The 21,714-nt window shown below is 31.2% G+C and carries 21 protein-coding genes; all 21 read right to left on the reverse strand.

The window, feature by feature from the left end; all coding sequences use genetic code 11:
* Positions 1 to 16: 16 nt before the first annotated feature.
* Positions 17 to 445 carry a hypothetical protein gene (locus AC2JAQ_RS07450; protein WP_488458644.1) on the reverse strand — a complete coding sequence of 143 codons (429 nt, stop codon included), beginning with the start codon at positions 443 to 445 and terminating at the stop codon, positions 17 to 19.
* 631 nt (positions 446 to 1,076) lie between these two features.
* Positions 1,077 to 1,655, reverse strand: a complete 579-nt coding sequence (gene pyrE / locus AC2JAQ_RS07455) for an orotate phosphoribosyltransferase (RefSeq protein ID WP_488458645.1) — start codon at positions 1,653 to 1,655, stop codon at positions 1,077 to 1,079.
* A 113-nt stretch (positions 1,656 to 1,768) separates the two neighbouring features.
* On the reverse strand, positions 1,769 to 2,668 hold the full coding sequence (locus tag AC2JAQ_RS07460) for a dihydroorotate dehydrogenase (protein ID WP_488458646.1): 900 nt from the start codon (positions 2,666 to 2,668) through the stop codon (positions 1,769 to 1,771).
* 17 nt (positions 2,669 to 2,685) lie between these two features.
* Complete coding sequence (locus AC2JAQ_RS07465; RefSeq protein WP_488458647.1) at positions 2,686 to 3,426, reverse strand: dihydroorotate dehydrogenase electron transfer subunit; 741 nt, start codon at positions 3,424 to 3,426, stop codon at positions 2,686 to 2,688.
* Between the two features lie 22 nt (positions 3,427 to 3,448).
* On the reverse strand, positions 3,449 to 4,312 hold the full coding sequence (gene pyrF, locus AC2JAQ_RS07470; RefSeq protein ID WP_488458648.1) for an orotidine-5'-phosphate decarboxylase: 864 nt from the start codon (positions 4,310 to 4,312) through the stop codon (positions 3,449 to 3,451).
* Between the two features lie 9 nt (positions 4,313 to 4,321).
* A complete protein-coding gene (locus AC2JAQ_RS07475; RefSeq protein WP_488458649.1) occupies positions 4,322 to 5,521 on the reverse strand; it encodes a dihydroorotase in 1,200 nt (399 codons plus the stop codon).
* A 21-nt stretch (positions 5,522 to 5,542) separates the two neighbouring features.
* The gene (locus tag AC2JAQ_RS07480; RefSeq protein ID WP_488458650.1) at positions 5,543 to 5,701 is read right to left on the reverse strand and encodes an aspartate carbamoyltransferase; all 159 of its coding nucleotides are present in this window, start codon (positions 5,699 to 5,701) and stop codon (positions 5,543 to 5,545) included.
* 4 nt (positions 5,702 to 5,705) lie between these two features.
* The gene (gene pyrB, locus AC2JAQ_RS07485; protein ID WP_488458651.1) at positions 5,706 to 6,629 is read right to left on the reverse strand and encodes an aspartate carbamoyltransferase; all 924 of its coding nucleotides are present in this window, start codon (positions 6,627 to 6,629) and stop codon (positions 5,706 to 5,708) included.
* Positions 6,630 to 7,197: 568 nt separating this feature from the next.
* Complete coding sequence (locus AC2JAQ_RS07490; RefSeq protein ID WP_488458652.1) at positions 7,198 to 9,597, reverse strand: type IV secretory system conjugative DNA transfer family protein; 2,400 nt, start codon at positions 9,595 to 9,597, stop codon at positions 7,198 to 7,200.
* Positions 9,598 to 9,608: 11 nt separating this feature from the next.
* Entirely contained in the window at positions 9,609 to 9,851 is a 243-nt protein-coding gene (locus AC2JAQ_RS07495; protein ID WP_488458653.1) for a hypothetical protein, read from the reverse strand.
* A 12-nt stretch (positions 9,852 to 9,863) separates the two neighbouring features.
* Positions 9,864 to 10,289, reverse strand: a complete 426-nt coding sequence (locus tag AC2JAQ_RS07500) for a hypothetical protein (RefSeq protein WP_488458654.1) — start codon at positions 10,287 to 10,289, stop codon at positions 9,864 to 9,866.
* A 336-nt stretch (positions 10,290 to 10,625) separates the two neighbouring features.
* Positions 10,626 to 10,799 carry a hypothetical protein gene (locus AC2JAQ_RS07505; RefSeq protein ID WP_488458655.1) on the reverse strand — a complete coding sequence of 58 codons (174 nt, stop codon included), beginning with the start codon at positions 10,797 to 10,799 and terminating at the stop codon, positions 10,626 to 10,628.
* A gap of 271 nt (positions 10,800 to 11,070) precedes the next feature.
* Positions 11,071 to 11,283 carry a helix-turn-helix transcriptional regulator gene (locus tag AC2JAQ_RS07510; RefSeq protein ID WP_488458656.1) on the reverse strand — a complete coding sequence of 71 codons (213 nt, stop codon included), beginning with the start codon at positions 11,281 to 11,283 and terminating at the stop codon, positions 11,071 to 11,073.
* 4 nt (positions 11,284 to 11,287) lie between these two features.
* Positions 11,288 to 11,614 (reverse strand): hypothetical protein, encoded by a 327-nt coding sequence (locus AC2JAQ_RS07515; RefSeq protein ID WP_488458657.1) that lies wholly within the window; start codon positions 11,612 to 11,614, stop codon positions 11,288 to 11,290.
* A 129-nt stretch (positions 11,615 to 11,743) separates the two neighbouring features.
* Positions 11,744 to 12,775, reverse strand: a complete 1,032-nt coding sequence (locus AC2JAQ_RS07520) for an N-acetylmuramoyl-L-alanine amidase (RefSeq protein ID WP_488458658.1) — start codon at positions 12,773 to 12,775, stop codon at positions 11,744 to 11,746.
* 12 nt (positions 12,776 to 12,787) lie between these two features.
* Positions 12,788 to 13,204 carry a phage holin family protein gene (locus tag AC2JAQ_RS07525; protein WP_488458659.1) on the reverse strand — a complete coding sequence of 139 codons (417 nt, stop codon included), beginning with the start codon at positions 13,202 to 13,204 and terminating at the stop codon, positions 12,788 to 12,790.
* A gap of 94 nt (positions 13,205 to 13,298) precedes the next feature.
* Complete coding sequence (locus AC2JAQ_RS07530; protein ID WP_488458660.1) at positions 13,299 to 16,094, reverse strand: hypothetical protein; 2,796 nt, start codon at positions 16,092 to 16,094, stop codon at positions 13,299 to 13,301.
* A gap of 31 nt (positions 16,095 to 16,125) precedes the next feature.
* Complete coding sequence (locus tag AC2JAQ_RS07535; RefSeq protein ID WP_488458661.1) at positions 16,126 to 16,386, reverse strand: hypothetical protein; 261 nt, start codon at positions 16,384 to 16,386, stop codon at positions 16,126 to 16,128.
* An 11-nt stretch (positions 16,387 to 16,397) separates the two neighbouring features.
* Entirely contained in the window at positions 16,398 to 17,990 is a 1,593-nt protein-coding gene (locus AC2JAQ_RS07540; protein WP_488458662.1) for a hypothetical protein, read from the reverse strand.
* Positions 17,991 to 18,027: 37 nt separating this feature from the next.
* Complete coding sequence (locus AC2JAQ_RS07545) at positions 18,028 to 21,324, reverse strand: phage tail spike protein (RefSeq protein WP_488458663.1); 3,297 nt, start codon at positions 21,322 to 21,324, stop codon at positions 18,028 to 18,030.
* The gene (locus tag AC2JAQ_RS07550) at positions 21,321 to 21,704 is read right to left on the reverse strand and encodes a phage tail domain-containing protein (protein ID WP_488458664.1); all 384 of its coding nucleotides are present in this window, start codon (positions 21,702 to 21,704) and stop codon (positions 21,321 to 21,323) included. Before AC2JAQ_RS07550 ends, AC2JAQ_RS07545 begins: the two co-directional genes overlap by 4 nt.
* Positions 21,705 to 21,714: the final 10 nt, after the last annotated feature.

Raw genomic sequence — 21,714 nt, forward strand, 5'->3', positions numbered from 1 at the left:
CCTTTTTTTGCTCAATTTATTCATTTCCAGTATATTTATCGCATCCTTTTTTATGTTCACTTCCATATACGCATCCTGCTTTACATACAATATCACCTATTTGTGGTGTTTTTTCTTTCTCATTTTTTTTATTTTCTTCAGGTACTGTATCTTTATTATCTTTTATATTATTTTGAATCTCTTTATCTTGCTTTAAATCTTCATTCTTTTTAGATTGTTCTTTTTGTTTATTTTCATTTGGCAATGGATCATTAATATTTTTCTCTTTTTGATTTTCTATATCTATTTCTAAAACCTTCTTCTCTCCTGAACCTTCTGCTTGCTCAGTTGATGGTTTTTCATTATCTTTTGGCGCTTCATCTTTATTGCCACATCCAACAAATGTAGATGCAGCAATAGCTGTAACACATGCAACTGTCAGCATTTTAACCAATTTTCTTTTCATAATCTCTCTCCTCCAATACCCTAAAACTTTTTTCACTTAATTCATTATTGAAATTTATATTTCATAAAGGCCTAAATATTTATCATTTACATTGTATATGTAATTAAATACAATTTGAAGATACAAATAAAAAACAAAGTGTAATAAATTTCTAAACACATAACTTTTCAAATTCTCTATTTTAAAGTACTAATGTTTTTTAGTTTTAAGCGACTCAGATATTATAGACAGATTAAACTTTCTTTTAGTAATACAGTTCTTTATTTTAATGTAACACTACTTATATTCTTCTATAATAGGTCTCGAGTGCGATGTGTGGAAAAGTACAAATAAGAAAAGTTCTTATAAATTACATTTTATGTATTTTATAAGAACTTTTTTTATTGTCTTTTAAACGTACATTTATTAGAATCGTTTTTAAAGGATATATAAAACTTTTAATTTATATAAACTTATCTCAAAATTAAAGTTTTTAAATCATAATGTGTTTATATATAATAACTTATACTTACTACGATATATTAAAAAATAATAACTTTAAGCTACTTTATTTTATAACGTTTTTAATACTAATTATCTTTTAACGCTTGTATAAATAAAAAAACTAGCTAAATTTAGCTAGTTTTTTTATTTATTTTATGTTTCTGCTACCTGGTTTAATGTAAGGTGTACCTTCTTTACATAGTGGGCAGTTTTCTGGTTCAAAGCTTTCTATATCAAGTTTTATTGAACTATACATTGGGAAGTTTGTTACATTTCCTGGAGTTCTATCTACTATACAAACTACTGCTACAACTTCTCCACCTTGTTCTTCAATTACCTTTGCTGCTTCTTTGAAGCTCCTACCTGTAGTTACTACGTCCTCTGTTATTACTACTTTTTGTCCCTTTTCTATAGTGAATCCTCTTCTAAGAGTCATTTCTCCATTTTCTCTCTCAGTGAAGATTGCTGGCTTACCTAATTGTCTTCCTAATTCATAAGCTACTATAACTCCTCCCATAGCTGGTCCAACAACTAAGTCGAAATCCATATCCTTAAGTTGATCTGCAACAACTTTTAATACTTTCTCAGCTTTATCTGGATGCTTTAATAATTGAGCACATTGACAGTATCTATTTGAATGTCTTCCTGATGATAATAAGAAATGTCCTTCTAATAATGCTCCAACCTCTTTTAATGTATCTATAACCATAACGTCTGTATTTTTCATATTTAACTCCTCCAAAACTTCCTTATTTTAATTTCTATTTAATTTCAAATTACAATTTTTATCTTTTAATTAATTATCACTATATATTATGAAGTCTAAATTTATTTACTTTATTATTTTATGCATCCTACTATTTCATTTATATTCTTTAACCCTTCTCGTATGCAGAAGTCTTCTAAACCTTTTATTATTTCCATACCTGCTTTAGGATTTACAAAGTTTATTGTTCCTATTTGTATAGCAGATGCTCCTGCCATCATAAACTCTATTGCATCCTCTGCTGTTGAAATCCCACCTAATCCTATTACTGGAATATCTACAGTTTTAGCAACTTCATGAACCATTCTAAGTGCTACTGGTTTTATAGCTGGACCGGAAAGTCCTGCATACACATTATTGAATACTGGCTTTCTATTTTTTATATCTATTGCCATTCCTTTTAATGTGTTTATTAGTGATATGGAATCCGCTCCTGCCTCTGCACATCTATATGCCATATCACATATATTCTCAGCATTTGGTGATAATTTTACCATTAGAGGCTTATCACATATTTTTCTCACTTTAGAAACTACTTCATAAGCTACATCTGATTGTATTCCAAAGGCCATTCCCCCAGATTTTACATTAGGACATGATATGTTTAACTCTATCATATCTACTTTTTCTTTATTTAAAAGTGAAACTGCTTTTTCATAATCTTCTATAGTAGCTCCACCTACATTTGCTATTATGTTTGTATCTAATTCTAACATTTTAGGAAGTTCTACTTCTATAAATTTTTCTATTCCTGGATTTTGAAGTCCTACTGAATTCATGATTCCTTGAGGTGTTTCATATATTCTTATTCCTTCATTACCTTCTCTACCATTAAGAGTTAGTCCTTTTGAACTTATTCCCCCTAATTTTCCCACATCATAGAAGTTATTGTACTCAGCTCCAAAGCCGAAAGTACCTGATGCTGCTATAACAGGGTTTTTAAAATCTACTCCATTTATAACTGTCTTTAACATGCTTAACCCCTCCTAAATTAGAATTCAACTTCTAAGCCATTGAATACTGGACCATCTTTACAAGTTCTCTTATTTCCTGATTTTGTTTTACATGTACATACTAAACAAGCTCCTACTCCACAAGCCATGTGCTTTTCCATTGAAACATACACATTAACACCAGCCTCTTTGCACATTTCAACAACCCTCTTCATCATAATCTCTGGTCCACAGCATAGTACTGTGTCATAGTTTTGAAGAGGAAGAATTTCTGTTACAAAACCTTTATGTCCATGTTTACCTGTATTTGTTGAAATTTTAGTTTCATCTACATATCCCTCTATTTCATCTACTAGGTATATCTCATCTCTAAAACCGCCATAGAAATCCATTTTTATTTTTGGATTATTCTTTCTAAGCATTTTCGCAAGTTCTAACATTGGTGCAGTTCCTATACCGCCACTTACTAAAGCAACTCTTCCATAATCCTTAGTTACATCGAAGCCATTTCCTAAAGGACCTATTATTTCTATTTCATCTCCAGGAATCATTTTTTTCATTTCATTTGTTCCAGCTCCAATAGTAGCATACACGAAACGTACATCATTTTCATTTACCTCACAAACACTTATTGGTCTTCCTAAGAAAGTGTTTGGAGTTTTTATCATATAGAATTGTCCTGCATTTACTTTAGCTTCATGCCCTACTATTAATGAGTATATTCCCTCTACTAATTCAATATTTTCTTTTACTTTGCCTTTGAAATATTCCATAGCCATAATCTGTCCTCCCAAGTTCTCTCTATTTTAAAATTGCTTCTCTTATGCTGTCTCTCATTGAAATTGCTTCTTTTCTAGCACACTCTGCAAAGTTTTTACTATCTTCCATAGCTTTGTATGCTAACAAGATCTTTCTTGAAGAGTTTACAACTCCACCATTTCCATTATTAAGATAAGCTGCTACATCCTCTGCAGTTCCACCTTGTGCACCATATCCAGGTATTAAGAATGGCATTGTATCTAATTCAGCTCTCATTTCTTTTGCCTCTTCTTGGTGAGTACACCCTACAACTCCACCTATTGAGCTATAACCATGTTTTCCTAAGTAGTTTTTACCTAAAGTATTTAACTTTTCGCCAACTACATCGTAAACTTTCTTTCCATTTCCAGCTTCTAGATATTCTATATCCTCAGCACCCTTATTTGAAGTTCTTACTAGTACAAAAACTCCTTTTTCATTTTTCTCTATATAAGGTAAGTATGGCTCTATACTATCCATTCCCATGTATGGGTTTAAAGTTATGAAGTCACTTTCAAAATCACCTTCGAAGTGAGCCTTCGCATACATTTTTGCTGTTGCTGCTATGTCTCCTCTCTTTATATCAGCTATAATTAAAGCATCTTTTTCTCTTAAGTAGCTTAAAGTGTTTTTGTAAGCTTCTAATCCTTTAAGACCAAGAGCTTCATAGTAAGCTATTTGTACTTTGAAACATGCAGATACATCTAATGTTGCATCTATGATTTCTTTATTGAAAGAGAATAACATATCGGCTTCATTTGAAAACTTACTTTTGAATTCTTCTGGTATATAATCTAAGCTCGTGTCTAATCCAACACAAACCACTCCATTTTTTTCTACCTTTTCAAACAATTTATCAGCTATCATATATACCTCCTAAAACTCACCTTTATAAACTATTTTTCCGTCTTTTATTGTTAATACTACATCTCCGTAAAACTCCATTCCATTAAATGGAGTGTTTTTACTTCTAGATACTATATCTTCTTCTTTGAATATTCTTTTCTTATTTAGGTCTATTAGAACTAAATCTCCTGAAAATCCAGGTTGAAGTTTTCCTTTATTTATGTTTAATAACTTGGCAGCATTTCCACTCATTAATTGGCTTAGCTTATTTAAGTTAATATAATTCTCCTTAACTAATTTTGTATAGCAGATTGAAAAGGCTTGTTCAATTCCAATCATGCCAGGTGCTCCTTTTTCCTTATCTTCTTTTGAATGTGGAGCATGATCTGTTCCTATACAATCAACATAGTTCATTTGTATTGCTTTTATTAAGAAATTTACATCTTCTTCTTCTCTTATAGGAGGATTAACTCTATAATTATTAATTTTATTATTTAAAGCTATGTGGTGAGGAGTTACCTCGCAAGTAACTTGAGCCCCATCATTTTTTCCGTCTATAATATATTTCATAGCTTCTTTAGTACTAACATGAGACATGTGTAACTTACAACCTACAAACTTTGCTAGAGTTATATCTCTCCAAGTCATCATATTCTCAGCTAGACGCATGTCCACTTTTGAAAACTCTGGGCTTTCTGCATGAGACATTACTACCCAGTTATTTTCCTTAGCTACTTTCATAGCCTCCATCATAATCTTAGAATCAGATACACCTTTACCATCATCTGTTATTGCTTTAACATTAGGATCTCCTTTGAATTCATTTAGGTGATTTATTTCCTCACCTGATAAATCCTTAGTTATAGAAACTGTTTGGTATAAATCTACTAATCCAATGTCCTTACCTTTTTTAACTACATAATCTAAAATTTCCTTTGAGCTACAAACTGGCTTAGTATTTGGCATTAGAGTTACAGTTGTGTAACCCCCTCTTACTGCAGCCTTAGAGCCACTTTCTATATCCTCTTTATATTCAAATCCAGGATCTCTAAAGTGTGCATGAGTATCTATAAATGCTGGCATAAGTACTAAGCCTTTACCATCTATTGCTTCACATTCTTTATTTAATTCAGTCCCTAATTCTTTTATTAATCCTTTTTCTATATATATATCACCAAAAAAGTTGTTACTTTCATCTATTAAATTCACATTTTTAATTAGCAAATCCATCTTAATTATTTCCTCCTCGAATTAAAACTTTGGAAAAGTGTTTTCTGCATGGCAGTAATTGCAGTGATATGTATCGTTCTTTTCATCTATCAAAGTGAAACTTTGAGGAACATATTTTTCTACTTGAGTTATGCATTTTGTATTTTTACATTTATGATTTTGTACTTCTTTATTCTTCATCTTATTACGCCTCCCCTAAAAGTTTTGCCATTAATGCCATTCTTACATACATTCCGCATTTAGCTTGTTTAAAGTATAGTGCTCTAGAATCTTCATCTACTTCATAAGCTATTTCGTTTACTCTTGGAAGAGGGTGAAGAACCATCATATCTTCTTTGGCACTCTTCATTTTTGCTTCATCTAATACATATACGTCTTTTAATCTTTCATATTCACTTTGATCTACAAATCTTTCTCTTTGTATTCTTGTCATGTATAAAATGTCAGCTTCTTTAATGCCGTCCTCTAAACTAGTTATTTCTTTATACTCTATATTGTTTTTTTCTAAAATTTGCTCTCTAATATAATTGGGAATTCTAAGTTCTATTGGAGATATTAAGATGAACTTGTTGTTCTTATATCTTGAAAGTGCTTTTATAAGAGAATGCACTGTTCTACCGAATTTTAAGTCTCCACATAATGCAATTGTATTTCCTTCTAAGTTACCTCTGTACTCTTTTATTGTAAGAAGATCTGTTAATGTTTGAGTTGGATGTTGATGACCTCCATCTCCTGCATTTATAACTGGGATATCTGAATACATTGAAGCGACTTTTGCTGCACCTTCTAAAGGATGTCTCATTGCTATAAGGTCTGCATAGCAATTTACTGTTTTAATAGTATCCCTTAGCGATTCTCCTTTAGCAACTGATGAAGAGTTTGGTTCTGAGAAACCTATAACTTGTCCACCAAGTCTAAGCATTGCTGCTTCAAAAGATAATCTCGTTCTAGTACTTGGCTCATAAAAAAGCGTTGCTAGGATTTTACCTTTGCATATGTCTTGATATTCTTTTGGATTTGCCATTATTTGATGTGCTAATTTGAAAATTTCATCAAACTCTTCTATTGTGAAATCTGATGGATCTAATAAATGTTTGTCTTTTAACATAAAAATTCACTCCTTTTTAACCTCTCTGTGTTAATTTAAAGAAGAAAAGTTATATAATTTTAGTTGTGCATAAAAAAAGTCTTCCTTATTCAAGGAAGACTTTAATATATAAATCTTTATAACTCTAAAAAGATTATAATTCAACTATATAACTTCCTTATTGACCTCTCTGGATCAAATTTAAAGGTTATTCATTAATCAGCCTCACTGGACTGCTTTCATTGTGCTTATGATATCATATTAAATTTTTTATGTCAATAAACTTTTAGCATTTATTGCTATTGTCCACTTATCCCCAAGCTTTACCTCATTATCCCAAGCTTTCTCATTTATTTTTCTTATATCCATTAATAAATCTTCCTATAAAAAATTAAACCCTCGTAAATCGAGGGTTTAATGCTAATTTTAATGCCAATTGTTCATGATATTATCCCACAAAATATAATATGTAGAAGAATTAAAATAACTTAAAATAACTTTTACCCATTTCAAGCCATTTCCAAAAGGTTTATTTAAAATCTCTACTATTATATTATATACTAAAATTAACATTAATTTCGGCCGTTTCTTATGGTCGGCCATTGGTTTCTTTTGGCCGGCCGTTTTTATAAGGTAATTTACTTATAAAACTCGCATAGCCTTTACTATAATAAATTAAATTTAAACTATGAAATTCTTTCATTTCTTTCAAGTCTTCAAACTCAAAATTATCAAACTTAGATTTAAAGTGTTCAAAATCTTTTTCTAAGCTACCTCTTAGCAGCATAAAAGAACTGTTACTTACTTCTAATGCTTCTATTATTTTATCTAATTGGCCCATATACTGCGTACTAATAACGAACTTAGTACCAAACTTCCTACTTTGAGGTAATATATATTCCATTAGATTGAAACTCGTTGGCGCTTGAAATAATTCATCTATTATTACATTGCATCTGCCGGGCTTTACTGATAACATTCCTCTTATTTGACTTGCTAACCATATTTTACTTATCCAGTAAGTAATTAAAATGTTCTTTATCTGCTTTGTTGGGAAATCCCCTTCCCGCATCTTTATAAAGACTATTTTATTATTTTCCATACACTCAACAAGGTTAATATTATCTTTTAAAGGTTTATTATACATAAACTTTAATTTAAAATCTCTTCTAAGTGCGCTTACTCTATCTAAAATGTGTTCAATTTTAGATAAATGAGTACCTATGACCTGCGGTGTTATTCCTTCGGCCTCTTCCTTTTTACTAACCTTAGAATATTCATTTAGTTCATTTAAAGCTCTTATTTCATCACTTAAAAACTCCTTCATTTCATCAGTGAGGCTGTTTATATAATTAATTCTCTTTTCATGGTATTCTAAGCACTCAATGACGTTCTTAATTGAATTATGACCTAAAGCAAATACAACCGTTGCTGCAGCGTTTAAAAATCTTGCCATTCTCTCACTAAGTGGATCACTTACACTTACAGCATCTATTAAACTCATTACCTGCTGCGACTGTTGACTTGCAAGGTCTAATTTTTCAAACGTTGTCATATTTTCATTTAATTCTATCTCATTGAATCCTAACCCTTGAATAGTTTCTTGTTTTCCTAAATCTATTTCAATAATACGGCTTTTATCCTCTATACTGTTTTTAATATCCTCTGACATTTCACAATTTTTAATAAAATCTAATACTATAATTCCCTCGTTTGCTCTCTCGCAATCTTTTGCATAATTGCATATAAAAGTAGTTTTACCGGCTCCCTGGCCGCCATTTATGACTAACGGGAAATTACCAACATTATATTTATTTTCTAAAAAAGCTTCTACACTTTCACCTCTACATTTAACACTACCTAAATTCTTAGTTCCTTCTTGCAACTCTTTAGGTACTGGATTTTCAGTAGTTTTAATATGATCCAGGTTAAAACTTTTTAATAATGAACGCCCAGGTATTTGAATAAAGTTTCCCACCTCTTCAACACTAAATTTATTACTGTCTATCCCTTGTAATTTATAGCTTTCAATATTTTCATTCATATCTATATTGCCTTTAAGCTTTTTTGCTTGTAACTCATTTCCCCCTTTTTCGTCAAGGGTTGAATAAGCATGACACACACTAAGCGCGTTATTTTCTTTCCTGGTGCTGTCCTCTGAGCTGCTTATTACTGCAATTTGAGTTTCTAAAATAGCTGCTGTTTTTTTCTTTTTAGTTGAAACGGATAACTCTTCGTTAGAACTTAAGGCCGTTGCCAATGCTTCCGTAAATGCTATAGAATCATTTTTTTTATTCATATTAGCCCCTAATAATTCCCCTAACGTTTCCGTTAATACATTTATAAGACCTAAAATAAATGATAATGAACTTTTTACAGCATACTTTAAAGTTAATTTTTCTTTGTCCAAAGGTTGCTTAAGCTTATGTTTTTCTATAGTGTCACTATACTGCTTATCCCAACCAAAATTACTACCTGGAATAAAATTATATACTATTGTCACCCGGTCCGTTTCTTTCATTATTTCCATGACGGATAATATAGAGTTTAGTGGTTCGTTAGTCTTTCGGTCCACGTTTAAGCTTAAAGCATCCTCTTTCTTATAGCTAACCTGGTAAACGTCCGCATCATCTTTAAAAGGTTCTATATTATCCACTATAGTTATAGTAGCTTTTGGCCATACCTCTCTAATTTTCTCCTGCAGCATTGGCAAAAATACTGCAGGTACTAAAAAATAATAGTCCGTACTACCTGGCCTTATGTCCACCAGGTAGCTTATTTTAAAGTTAGTTTCAAAGAATAGTTTCTTTTGTTCTATTCTTATTCTTTTGTTTATAACTTTAAAAGTATGTTTAATGGATCTCGCTATATTTGCGGTATTATAATTTCTGATACTCTTATCCGGTGTTATTTTTAAGTATTTATATTGAGGTTTAATAAGTTGAAAGAATCTATCTAATGGTATAGCGGTATTTTTCTTTTTAAACATTCTTACACCTCTTATTTAACACTTAAAAATAATATCTTAAATACTACACTTGCAAGGGTTCCACCTGCTATCCACTTACCACTATCAAACCCGCACGTTTTAGCAAACAAAGCTACAATAGTTATAAATAAACATATATAAAACCCGTATGCACTTATATAAAGTAAAGGATTAGAAAAAAACGAACTTATACAATCAAATACATAATTACAAGTGTTAAAGAAATTAATTCCACTTTCTATAAATCCATCCATGTTCAAGCCTCCTTATTGAAAACTTTCTATTAGATTAAATAACCATGGCAGCGCATAAAGGCTCCCATATGCAACTAGATATTTAACTACAGTCTTTAAAATAGTATCTTTGTTTGCCCCTTCCATAGCATCTTTAATAATATTAGTACAGCCCATTACCAAAAAAACCATTTTTCCGAACTGCTGCGCTACTCTTAGTAATTCCATTCCTAAGTTATTTAACTTTTCTGTATTGGCAGCGGTCGCGACGGTTAAAGTATTTGAATAGCATTCAACAACTATTAAAGCTATAGCCAATAAAAAGATAATAAAATTTCTACCTTTTACAGTTTTTAAAACTCTATTAGTTAATAGCTTCACTTCTCTTTTGCAGCTATTAACATTAAATTCTTTTACTAGAAAACCATTTTTAATTACAGAAACTTCTAACATAAGCATATTACCTCCATGTATAATAATTTTTAAAAAACAAATACTAAGAATATCAATTAAAAAGGAGTTGATTAAAATGTATTTTGCAATTGCTTGCGCTGCTCTAGGTGTTTCAACTGGAATAGAAATAGCCCTTAGAGTTTTTGGCTATTAATTAACTTTTAATTAAAACTCTTTAAAAAACTAAGAAAATAGTAACATTCAAATATATAAGCGCATAAACTAACAACGTACGTAGTAGTTTTTAGTTACCTGGCATCTTTTCAACCTGTTTGAAAAGGTGCTTTTTTCATGTATTTTTTAATTCAATGTCATTCATTGCTATCATATTAAAAAATAACTTTACTCATCTGAACTAATTCCCTCTTCCTTTAATATACTTATAGGTAATTTCCCTTTTAAAATATCCTTTATAATTGATCCTGGCGCGGAATATTCTTTTAACTTTCCGTATAATTGTAAATCTTCAATTTTACTTTTAGAAAATTCTACAGGTATAACTAATCTTTTAGCCATTTGAGCACCCTCCAATACTTTTTTATTTAAGCTTTGTGTTGCATTGCAAGTTAAAGACAAACATTTAAATAATTGCTTATGATAGCATTGAAAGTTTATTTTTTCTTTCTTAGCATTGCTTTACATTGCTTATGATATATACATATGTATTAACCTTTGAATTTGTTCTTAAATTTTAAGAGTTTTTTATTTTTATTTTCTAATTTTAATAATTATATGTATTTTTTAGAAAATAAATGGTTAAAACTCTTAAAATAAAAAAGGATACAAATTAATTTGCATCCTTTTCTAAGTACCAAATATCTTCAACTCTTCTATTTAATTTATTTGCTATTTTTAAAGCCTCTTCCAAAGGTGGCTTACTTCTATTCTTTTCCCAATTAGAGTACGTTTTTAAATTAACCTCTAATTTATCTGCAAACTCTTTAATCTCCATTAAAAACTCTCTCATTCTAATTTCTCTTAATTTATTATTTACTCTCATAATATTACCTTATCTTTTTAAATACAAATTTAAATAGTAAATATACTAAATAGAATGGAAGCCATAAAGGTGATGTTATTAGCATAAATGAAGCTTTTAGGAAATTATTACTGTAAACTCCGGTGGATTTTTCTAAGTTTCCTAAACTAGCTCCTATAGTTGTTTTATTATATACTTTATTATACATTGCTTTTTTAGGATTATTAATCCACCCCATACCCTTTTTACCATAAACAGGATTTATACTTCTTTTTAATGTTCTTTTGGCTCTCGCCGTCGTTCTTGCTTTAAAGCTTTTCTTTAAGCTCGGTGTTCTAATTCCAAATTTCATATATACAATCCCTTCAAATATAAATTTATTATATTCTACCATAAAATGTATATAAAAATTATATATATTTTCTAAATAAATTTATAATAAAAAAGGCTAATAAATATAATATCTATTAGCCTTTCATTATTAAACTTTTTTTAGATATTTTGCACTTATATAGCCTCTCTTTTTACCTTTAGCTGTATTATACTCTATATAATACCACCCTGGCTCTGTCCATACTATTCTTACCTTTTCGTCTTTATAAACGGAACCTATTGTACTATAATTCGTCCCTGCTCCGCTTCTTACATTTAGTGTACTTGCTGTAACTATACCCCACTTTTCCGCAGGTGGTTGAATTTCTTTTATTTCTTTAGTGTACTTAGCACACACGTAACCGCTTATACCATTATAAGTTATATATAACCATCCTAAATAATCGCTATTAACATAGTTAAATTTAAACTTAGCTCCTGCAGGTATAGAACCTATTGGTTTTCCGTTAGTGCTGCCAATGGATCTTATTGTTAAAGAAGAGGTAACATTATAAGTAGTGAACCATCTTTCTTTATTTGCTGCAGGTGGTGGGGTTGGTGCTGTTTGATCCTGGTTGCTTTGACCGGTTTCTATATCCATATTTAATATTCCTTCCGCTATTGCTTCCGCATACTTAGCGGCGTTATATTTTGCCATATCACCAGTATTATTTATAAATCCGCACTCTACAAGTGCCGCGGCCATAGATGTATTATTTAATACATAAAGCTTATTATTAACTTTAACCCCTCTGTTATATAATCCTATGTCATTAACAAAACGGGCCTGGATTTGGTTCGCGAACTTCTCCGCGTTTCCACCTCTGCCGCTTATTAAAACCTCTACCCCATGGGCCTGTCCGCCGCTAAAACTGTTTAAATGGATAGACACGTATAAAATAGCATAAGAGTATTTATTAGCTTTGTTAACCCTGGCTCTTAAGCTCTCATTCACGCTACTAGCACTATTAGGGTGCACGAATATGTATTCTACGCCTACTTTATCTAAAATATTTCCTAACGCGTTTCCAATCTCTCTAGTTAATACTTCTTCTCTATATCCTAAACCTTGAGCCCCTGTATCACTTCCGCTTAAACAATGACCGCAATCAATTATTACTAATAATTTTTTATTACTCATTATATTACCCCCTTATTCAATCTTTTCTTTTTCTTCCTCATTAGCTCCAGGAACGTTTATATTCCCTATCAAGTCTTTATATACCTTTAGCCCTTTAATTAAGAATGGCGGCGGCTGTACCCCTATTTTTATTAAATTCTCTAGTATGCTATAAAATTCTTTAACATTTAACCATACAAAGGTTATAAACATAACTGGCCATACTAAAGGTATGAAGCTACTTATCACTATACAGCAAACCATAAACATTAATTCACCAACGGAACAAAATAACCCATCCCTTAAAGTTCTACTCTTTAGACTTTGATTTTTCCAGGCCTGTGTTACACCTGTTAAAGTGTCCGCAAATACTAAAAATGCAAAAATAAGATATAAGGTTTCTAAAGCAATTTGTTCGCTAAGTTGTTTTAATATTTCTAAAATTTCCATTAATTACACCTCTTTTTAAATAATAAAAGCGCCCATTTTGAGCGCTTTTTATATAAATTTTTTATTTAATTTTTAAGTCATTTATTGCGGAATTCTATTTTATTAAGTGTCCGTAACCTTCCGCTCTTAAAATAGTATCTATATCCTCTTTAAACTCGCCGTATTGCTTTATAACTTCATCATAAGTTAACATACCTTTCATTATACGCATTGCTAAGTAAGCTCCCATACTTTCGCCTCCTTTCATGTTTTTAGTTCCATTATAAGGCATTTTGATTTTATATTCATTTAACCCTACACCGCCATTAAATAAAATAAAATCTACTGCGCTTTGGGTAGCTTGTAATTCTTCATTGGTTATGCTTATATCTTCTGTGTTTTTATAAGTACCCGCTTTAAGCCTTATATTTTCTTCCCTCAATACTCTATTTTCTGCATCTAACCTCGCTAACATTTGTGTTGTATTTATAGGTGCTTTAAAACTACTTGTACCTTCTATAACATTTTCAAAGTTTATGTGAGTAACACTATCATAAGTATTTAAATTTATATCTGTATCTAATGGATATTCTACTGGTGTAGCTAATTCATAGTAAACAATTAATGGATTATCTTCATTATGCCATTGTTTCAATAAAGATTTAAATCCTTCTAAATTTGGAGTAGGTAATTCGCTTATTCTTATTCCAACAACTAATCCTAAGCCATTAGCTCCAGGGTAACATGATGCTATAAAATTTCCTGTTTTTTTATCTAGTATAGTCATATTTCCACTCGCCCAAGGTAACTTATTCGATAATACTTCCTTGTATCTTGAGTTTATGAATCTATCATCATTCAACTTAAATTTAATTGTATCCTCAAGTACACTCCATAATTCCCAACCTAAACCTTTTCCAACTTCTTCACCATTCAATGCGACTTTATCTATTCTTTTAACAACCTTTCTGCTAATAGAGTTTAATTCATCCGCTACATTTCCAAAGCCGCTTAATCCACCTTCCCAAGGTAATAAAATATCTTTTTTATCTTGTTGATTTTCTAATGATACTCCTTCATAGAATACTGGATTTTCCAAATCTGTACTGGCTTTATATCCCCTAAGCTCTATATGGTTAACATCTGTTGTAAATGGAGTATTTGCACTTATAACGCCATAATATCTACTTTTACCACTAGCATCCATTCCTATAATATGAGAATTTTTATTAAAAATATAATTAGTACCACCTTTAATTTTTTTTATTTTCCACGCTGATGAACCTAATCCAACTTTTAATTCTCCACTATTAACATCAATGATAGTATCAGCAACCCATTCTGTAAATAAATTATATTTATCAAAGGAAAAAATACTAATTTTATTTTCTTCTTGTCCAAAATTTTTAATACCTTCAAAATAAGAAGGAATAAAATCTATATCATCATCTACAACAAACAGATTAGTTATATTTACAACACTTGTTGAACTTCTAGCCCCTAAAACTAATTTAGGATTAACAGTACATTCTTTGGTAGGCGTAATTTTAATTATGTTAGTACCTGCTGGATATTCATATGTAGGTAAACTATCAATAACAGTATTATTTCCACTTCTAAAACTAACATCAAATCTACAACTACCATCAGTTGTTACTATGATTGTATAAGTTTTACCAACAATCCAATTAAATTTTAAATCATTAGTTATAAATTTATCTTGACCTATGACAGTTGTAATTGAATTATTTGTAGTACATAAGTTCTGTAAAGTCCTACCCTTAATAATCATATCTTTAGTAATTCCAACTATTGTATTTTGAATAGAATGACTATGAGTTTCTACTTGCTCTATAAATTCTCCCTTTTGGCCTTTATTTTGAAAATTAAATTCTTCATCTAATCTTTCTTTTAAATTAAGGTGTTCTTTACCAAAGAATCCTCTCCTAGCTTCTATTACCTCTATTGAAGTTTCTCCATTACCACCAGTAGGGTGATTATCTATATGTTCTTTTAGTGCTCCATCTATTCTTTTTACATTAGCTTCTACATTTATTAAAGTTTGTTTTCTTTCCTCTTCTGCAGCTACTCTTAAATTCTCAGCTTCTACTCTTAATAATTCTGTTTCATTTCTTTTTAATTCAGCTATTTCAAAGTTTTCTTCTCTTTCATTTTCATTATTTATAAAAGTAAGTATTCTTTCCTCTTCTTTGGTTCTAAATGTATTAGCTCTTTCATTTTCTTCGGTTTGGAATGAATTGTTTCTATTTTTTTCAGCATTAGAGTAGCTTTCCGTTCTTTTTAATTCTGCGGCTTCAAAATCTTCTTTTCTTTTATTCTCATTGTTAGCGTAATTACTGGATCTTTCTTCTTCTGCTGCTTCTCTTTTAATTTCATTAGACTTTCTTAACTTTTCAGCCTCTCTTCTTAAATTTTCTCTATCATTTCTTTCACGCTCATTTATTTTTCTTTCTTCCTCTGATAATTTTAAGTCTGATAAATTAGAATTAGCTTCTTTAATGTAATTATCAACATTTTCAAGCGTTGGAATTATAGATTTACTTTCAACTATCTCACTATTAATTGTATTATTTATTATAAAAAAAGCTTCTTTAGTAGTATTTTCTTTGCCTTTTTTACTTATGTTAATCTCTAATTTTACTAAACCTTCTTTAGTAGAAAACTCCTGGTTTAACTCAGTTAATATCGTTTTTTCTAACGTATTTACTTCTATATCTTCTATTATTTGCTCTAAATAATTATTATCACTTTTCTTCGCTAAAATTCTAAATTTACAGCCTTCATAATCTTTATCTTCTTCTAATTTTATTTTTAATGTTAAACTATCACATTTTTCATAAGTTCCTAAGTGCTTTTCAAAGTTGTTTAAATCAAGAATTAAAATTTCCATAGAACCTCCTTAAATTGTTATATTTATTTTACTACTTTAAAGCTTTATATTTAAAAAATGACATATTTTTTAAAACTACTTCCCCATTTTCCACCTTGAAAAGCTGCGGGAACTGCATAACCTCTGCGACATATGGTAATTGAATATAATCCCATATTAAAGAGTATTCTTTTTCTCTATCTGCAAAAAAGAACATTGTTTCTTTTCCTGCGCTTGTATTCATTATCTCGCCGTCGATTTTACTGTAGAAAATAGTCATAAAGTTATCTGTATCTTGTATTGTATAACTCATTTTTTACCTCCTTAAGCATTTACCGTTAACATAGCATTTACACCACTAGGCATATTTTGCACATCATTTGGATTGTTAGCGTTTTGGATCCTGGAATATCCATGTATTTCTACGTACCAATGGCCGTCAGTATGTCTAAATAGTCTTTCTCCTTGCACTTGCACATAATAAGGGAAAAAGGCCCCTGTAGTAGAAAAATAATAACCTCTTTGAGAAACTGACCAATTTATACTTTCCGCTGCAACATGGTCGAACTCGTCCGGCAACCTTACGTTAACTTTCCCTGGATTACCTGCAGGAACTCCAACCGCCTTAGCCCATCCCAAACAATGATAAGGATATAACATATTCCCCACCTTTTGCTCTAATCCTTTGCGCCCCATTTGTGCATAACGGTCGTCCTCGAATACCAATTTAAAGTTATCTCTATCTATAGTTACTCTATTGCTATATAACTCGTCCTTATGTGGTACAAATGGAATAGGCCCGGTTTTCCCTTTATATATAGCTATATCCGCTATATAGAACCAACAAAACTCGTTTACATTTACACCTGGTTTCATACCGTCATTATCAAACCTTAACCATATCCACTCGTACTCCCCACTATTAAAAGTAAAATAATGTGGTATATCGTCATAGGTTTGTGACTGTGATCCACCGGTTTTATTTAATATTTCAATTGCTTTTGCATAATCCCCCGCTTCTGTATTTGAAAAAACTGCGTAAGCTTTAACCCTTTCTATATTCTTTTCCGCTACATAGTGAAAACATATTGTATAATCTTTATTCTTTTCAAGCCTATAACATTTAGCGGACCAAACCGACTTTTCATTTGGAAAACTGTTAGTATTCTTTGTTGCTATAGCGTTTCTACCTTTTAAATCATAATCGGTTTGATTAGTATATACATCCCACCAAAACCCGGTTCCGCTTGTACCATGTCCGGACCAATGCATATAACCACCCCTTAAAGCTCCATTGTAAACTATATTTTGAACGTTTGCCTTTTGGGTTATTTCAAACTTGAAGCCGTCTAAATCCCTTGTAAATGTGTTAAACCTGCTTGAATCCATTACAGTATCAGTTATTTTGGTTGGTGATATTTTAATCTCCGCTGAGTTTAATCTCTCGCCAAAATCATCTATCTCCGTCTTTGAGGCTTTTAAGGCTAAAATGTCAGCTAACTGTTCTATTTTTGTATTAGCTTCTATAATCATTTTTGCGTTATCTTCTACCCCTGGCGCGTATGGTAATAATAATATTCCCTTCTGTAGTGCAATCTCTCTTATATCAATTAGGATCTCATTAGGGGTATAGTTATTATTTAACTCAACCCCTACTGCAACTTTCCCCCTCTTTGTAAAAGAAGCTTTAAATTTTAAAATACAATAGTATTCATTTTTACCATTTACAAGTCTTATTATTTCGCATTTACTTAAATCAATTACTCCTAAAGTTGTTTCGGTGTCCTCTAAATCTACAAATTTTACAACTATAGAAGAGGCTCTATGAGAAATTAATTTAAAATGTATTATATAATCTTTTTCATTTTCTAGTTCTGAAATACTGCTCGTTAATGCACAATAGCCGTTGTCTATCACCTCCGGCGCTAATAGCCTTATATACTTTGTTTCTTCATCAGTACGGGTTTTTACATATTCCGTATTCGTCGAATTCATAATTTCCACCCCCTATATTTACAGTTTCATTTCTTGCTATGGTTCCATCTGACTTATAATAAACCCACTCTCTAAAGTCCCCTATATCTCTTCTGTGCCACCAGGAACTTTTTACTTTATATTCTCTAGTTAAATTGCTTATATGTAAGCTGCTCTTAGTTGAAGTTATAACAAACGTACCATTGTTCCCGGTGTCGTACATTTTAACCCCTTTCCATTGTAAGCAGCCTAAAGCGTCTTTTCTGTCGATATGGTCTATATCCATAGTGGTTATTAGGCCGTATTTTGGTTTAAGTTCATTTATATACATTTCACTATTAGAACCATTGGCCCCGTGATGGCCAACTTTTAAAATGTCTATTTCTCCAATTTCTCCCGCACAAAATTTCTCACTCGCTTTTGTCATATCACTAGCTAAGAAAATTTTATTGTTATAGTGCTTATATAAAACGCCTATACTTAGAGTGTTATATTCATCATAGATATAATTCTTAGTATTAACTAATCTTAATTCTCCATAATCACTTATTTTAAATACATCAAAATTCTTAGGTTCTCTATACTGGATCCCTTTAGCTTTAAATACTTCTATCATTCTTCTATGTGCTGCGCTTGTTCCCCAACCTTGCGGCTCTATTTGATCTATAATACTCCAATCCGCCTCTTTTACTATAGCTTCCTTTATAGCAAAATTATTGCATATCGCTTCTATACCTCCTACGTGGTCCGTATGTGCATGGGTAGCTATAAATAAATCAATTTCACCTACTCCGTTACTTTTTAAATATTCAATAACTGTATTTATAGTAGAATCGTAACCGCAATCAATTAAAATATTCTTTCCATTTTCTTGTATAAGAATCGCGTCAGCTTGTTTTTTTGTATCTATAATGTGTATCTTTAATTGGGTATCGCTACTTATAAAAGTTACTTTCCCGCCGTTTAATGTGTGCCATTCTGAATTATTGGCAGGCAGTGAGTTTTTTAATAAATTAGCTTCGCTATGTCTATTAATTTCCGTTGAACTCGCAACCTTATTGACTATGCTTTCCGCTGTAACTTCCTGCTCTACTTTATTTACTTTCTTTTGAGTTTCTATTACTTTACCGTCAAGGGCTTCAACTTTCTTATTAACTGTATTAACTTTAGTAGTTCCAATACTATCTATTGACTTGCTAAACGCTTCTTTTAAATTAGAAAAAGTTTTTTGGTACTCTAAAGTTTTATTGTTTATATCAGTTAATTCAATATCGCTTATGGATCCGTTAGAAATAGCGTTTGTTATAGAGTTTTTCAAATTTGTATAAGCTGTACTATGAGAATTTTTTTTATTTAATAAATCACTTTTTATACTAGCTTCTAAATTTGCATTATTATATAAAACGGCAAATTCTTTTTCTATATCCGCATTTTCCTTCTCGATTGAAACTAATCTTTCGTTAATTGCTTTTGCTTCTGTTTCTTCTATGATACCATCTTTAAAAGCTCCGTTCATTTCTTCAACTAGCCCTGCGTGTGCGTTGTTAACTTCTATAAATTCTTTATCTACTTCTTTTTTATAATTGGTTATTGCTGTATTGATTTTATTTATAGTATCTTCTTCTGTACTAACTGACTTAGCTCTTATTTTTAAGGAATTAACATCTAAATCAACATTTCCCGCGCTGTCTATGTCTAGTGTTCTCTTCCCGTTGCCGTCGGTAACGCTTAAGTTCCTGGCATCTATCCAATGACCTTTAATAATACCCGCTGTCATATAATCCGCTGTTAACACTCCAACAACCGCGTTCCCTATAGCTGCTTTATCAAAGTAATTCTCCATATCATCTACTTTTCGTGTTACTGCTTTAACCTGGATAGAATAATCAGTAAATTTACTATGGCTATTTACTGCCCTTGCTTTGTAGTACCATGTTTCATTTGGTTTGACCTGGTGCAAAAACGCTGAGGCTTGACCACTAAATATTAAATTAAATACATTAGGTTCAAAGTTTTCAGTTTTAGAGGCATATAATTCATAGTTGTAATATGGTTTATTTTCATATGTCCATTTAAGTTCTATTGAAGCAAATCCGTAAACTGTTGCTGTAACCTGCGGTACTGGTGGTAAACTGTCCGGAAAATCTCCCATGCTACCATCTGCCCCCGGCGGCCCCTGTGGTCCTTGTGGTCCTGGTGGGCCTTGTTCTCCGCTTCCGCCTCCTATAACATTTCCTAAAGTTGTTTTTGCCTCTCCTAACTCCATACTTTCGTATCTCTCTCTTAAGAAGTCATATTTAGCTTTAATAACCTTTGATATAGTAGTTATGTTATACATAGAGTTTTTAATTGTTACTAAATCACATAATTCTATTTGATCCTCTAATCCTTCATAACCTACACACTTAGAAAGTGGAATAAACTCAATTTTATAATTCATCTTTGGAATATCGCATTTAGAATCTATAAAATGTTTTTCGGCTAAAAGCTTTAATTTTGCCGGTGTAGGTGGGTTATTTTCGTCAAAGTGGCTGCTAAAATCAATAGTTTTTATAAATGGGGTTTCATAGTCATTAATTCGTGGGCTGTCTATAAAAGTAGGTGTAGAATATACCGTAATTTCTTCATTACCATTTCTATACTTTGCATATGGCTTTAACCTGGTAGCAAGTCCGGTTTCATCTAAAGTATAATTAAAGCCTGTTAGGTTCTTTTTATACTCTATAGTAACCCCGTTATCATGGCCCCTTTTATTTAATACTTTTATTGTAGTATTATCCCTTAAAAGCTCCGCTCCTGTTCCGTATGTGTCTAAAATAGAACCTTGTACCCCTGCAATAGCTCTTAGCGGATCTACGTCGGCAATATGAAAATCTTGAGCGTTTATAATATCACTTACCCCTACAAAGTGTTTACAAAACTGTGAGGCTCTGAAAATTGAATTTAAAGCATATTCGCAGCTTTGGTTTTCTATATCTATACTTTCTATATAATCTCTTAATAAATCATATGAAATATGTCTTGCTAATACTGTAATTTTCCCGCTTAAAGGTTTACTAATTTTATATATTCTAAATTTCTGATTTTTTAATTTATCATTCGCATTAACAACAATAATATTCCCTCTTAATAACTTATCGCTATAAGGTGAAAAGAACGGATAAACTAATTCTATTTCAAAAAGTCCGTTTCTTTCTTCTATTGCTATTCCTTTTATACTGTCTGTAAGAGGTCCAATTAGGACCTCACCATTACTTTCTAATAAATTAGGTATCATTTAACCACCTCCTTATAACAACTAAATTCTATAGTTAATTCAGCTAAGTTTCGCGCTATAAGCTTAGGTTTAAGATCCCCTACACATATAGCGTTAAATCTTGTATTATCTTCGGGAAATATTAAGGGCCTGTAGCCCTTAACCTTTAACCACTTTTCTATATTATCCATTTTGGTTTTTATATCATTTGTTTTAACAGCATCTAAAACACACTCTATAGTTATTTTTAAATTTTCCTCGCTGTCATCATCAAAAATTAAATCCCCGGTTCTCCCAGGGATTTTTATTAATTCAATATTCTTTTTTGCTTTATCTAAATGATTGTCTTTAGTTACTATTAAGCCATGCGCTGTACTTAGTACCCCGTCAAAATTAAACATATTCTATACC

The sequence above is a fragment of the Clostridium sp. LIBA-8553 genome (assembly GCF_057782465.1).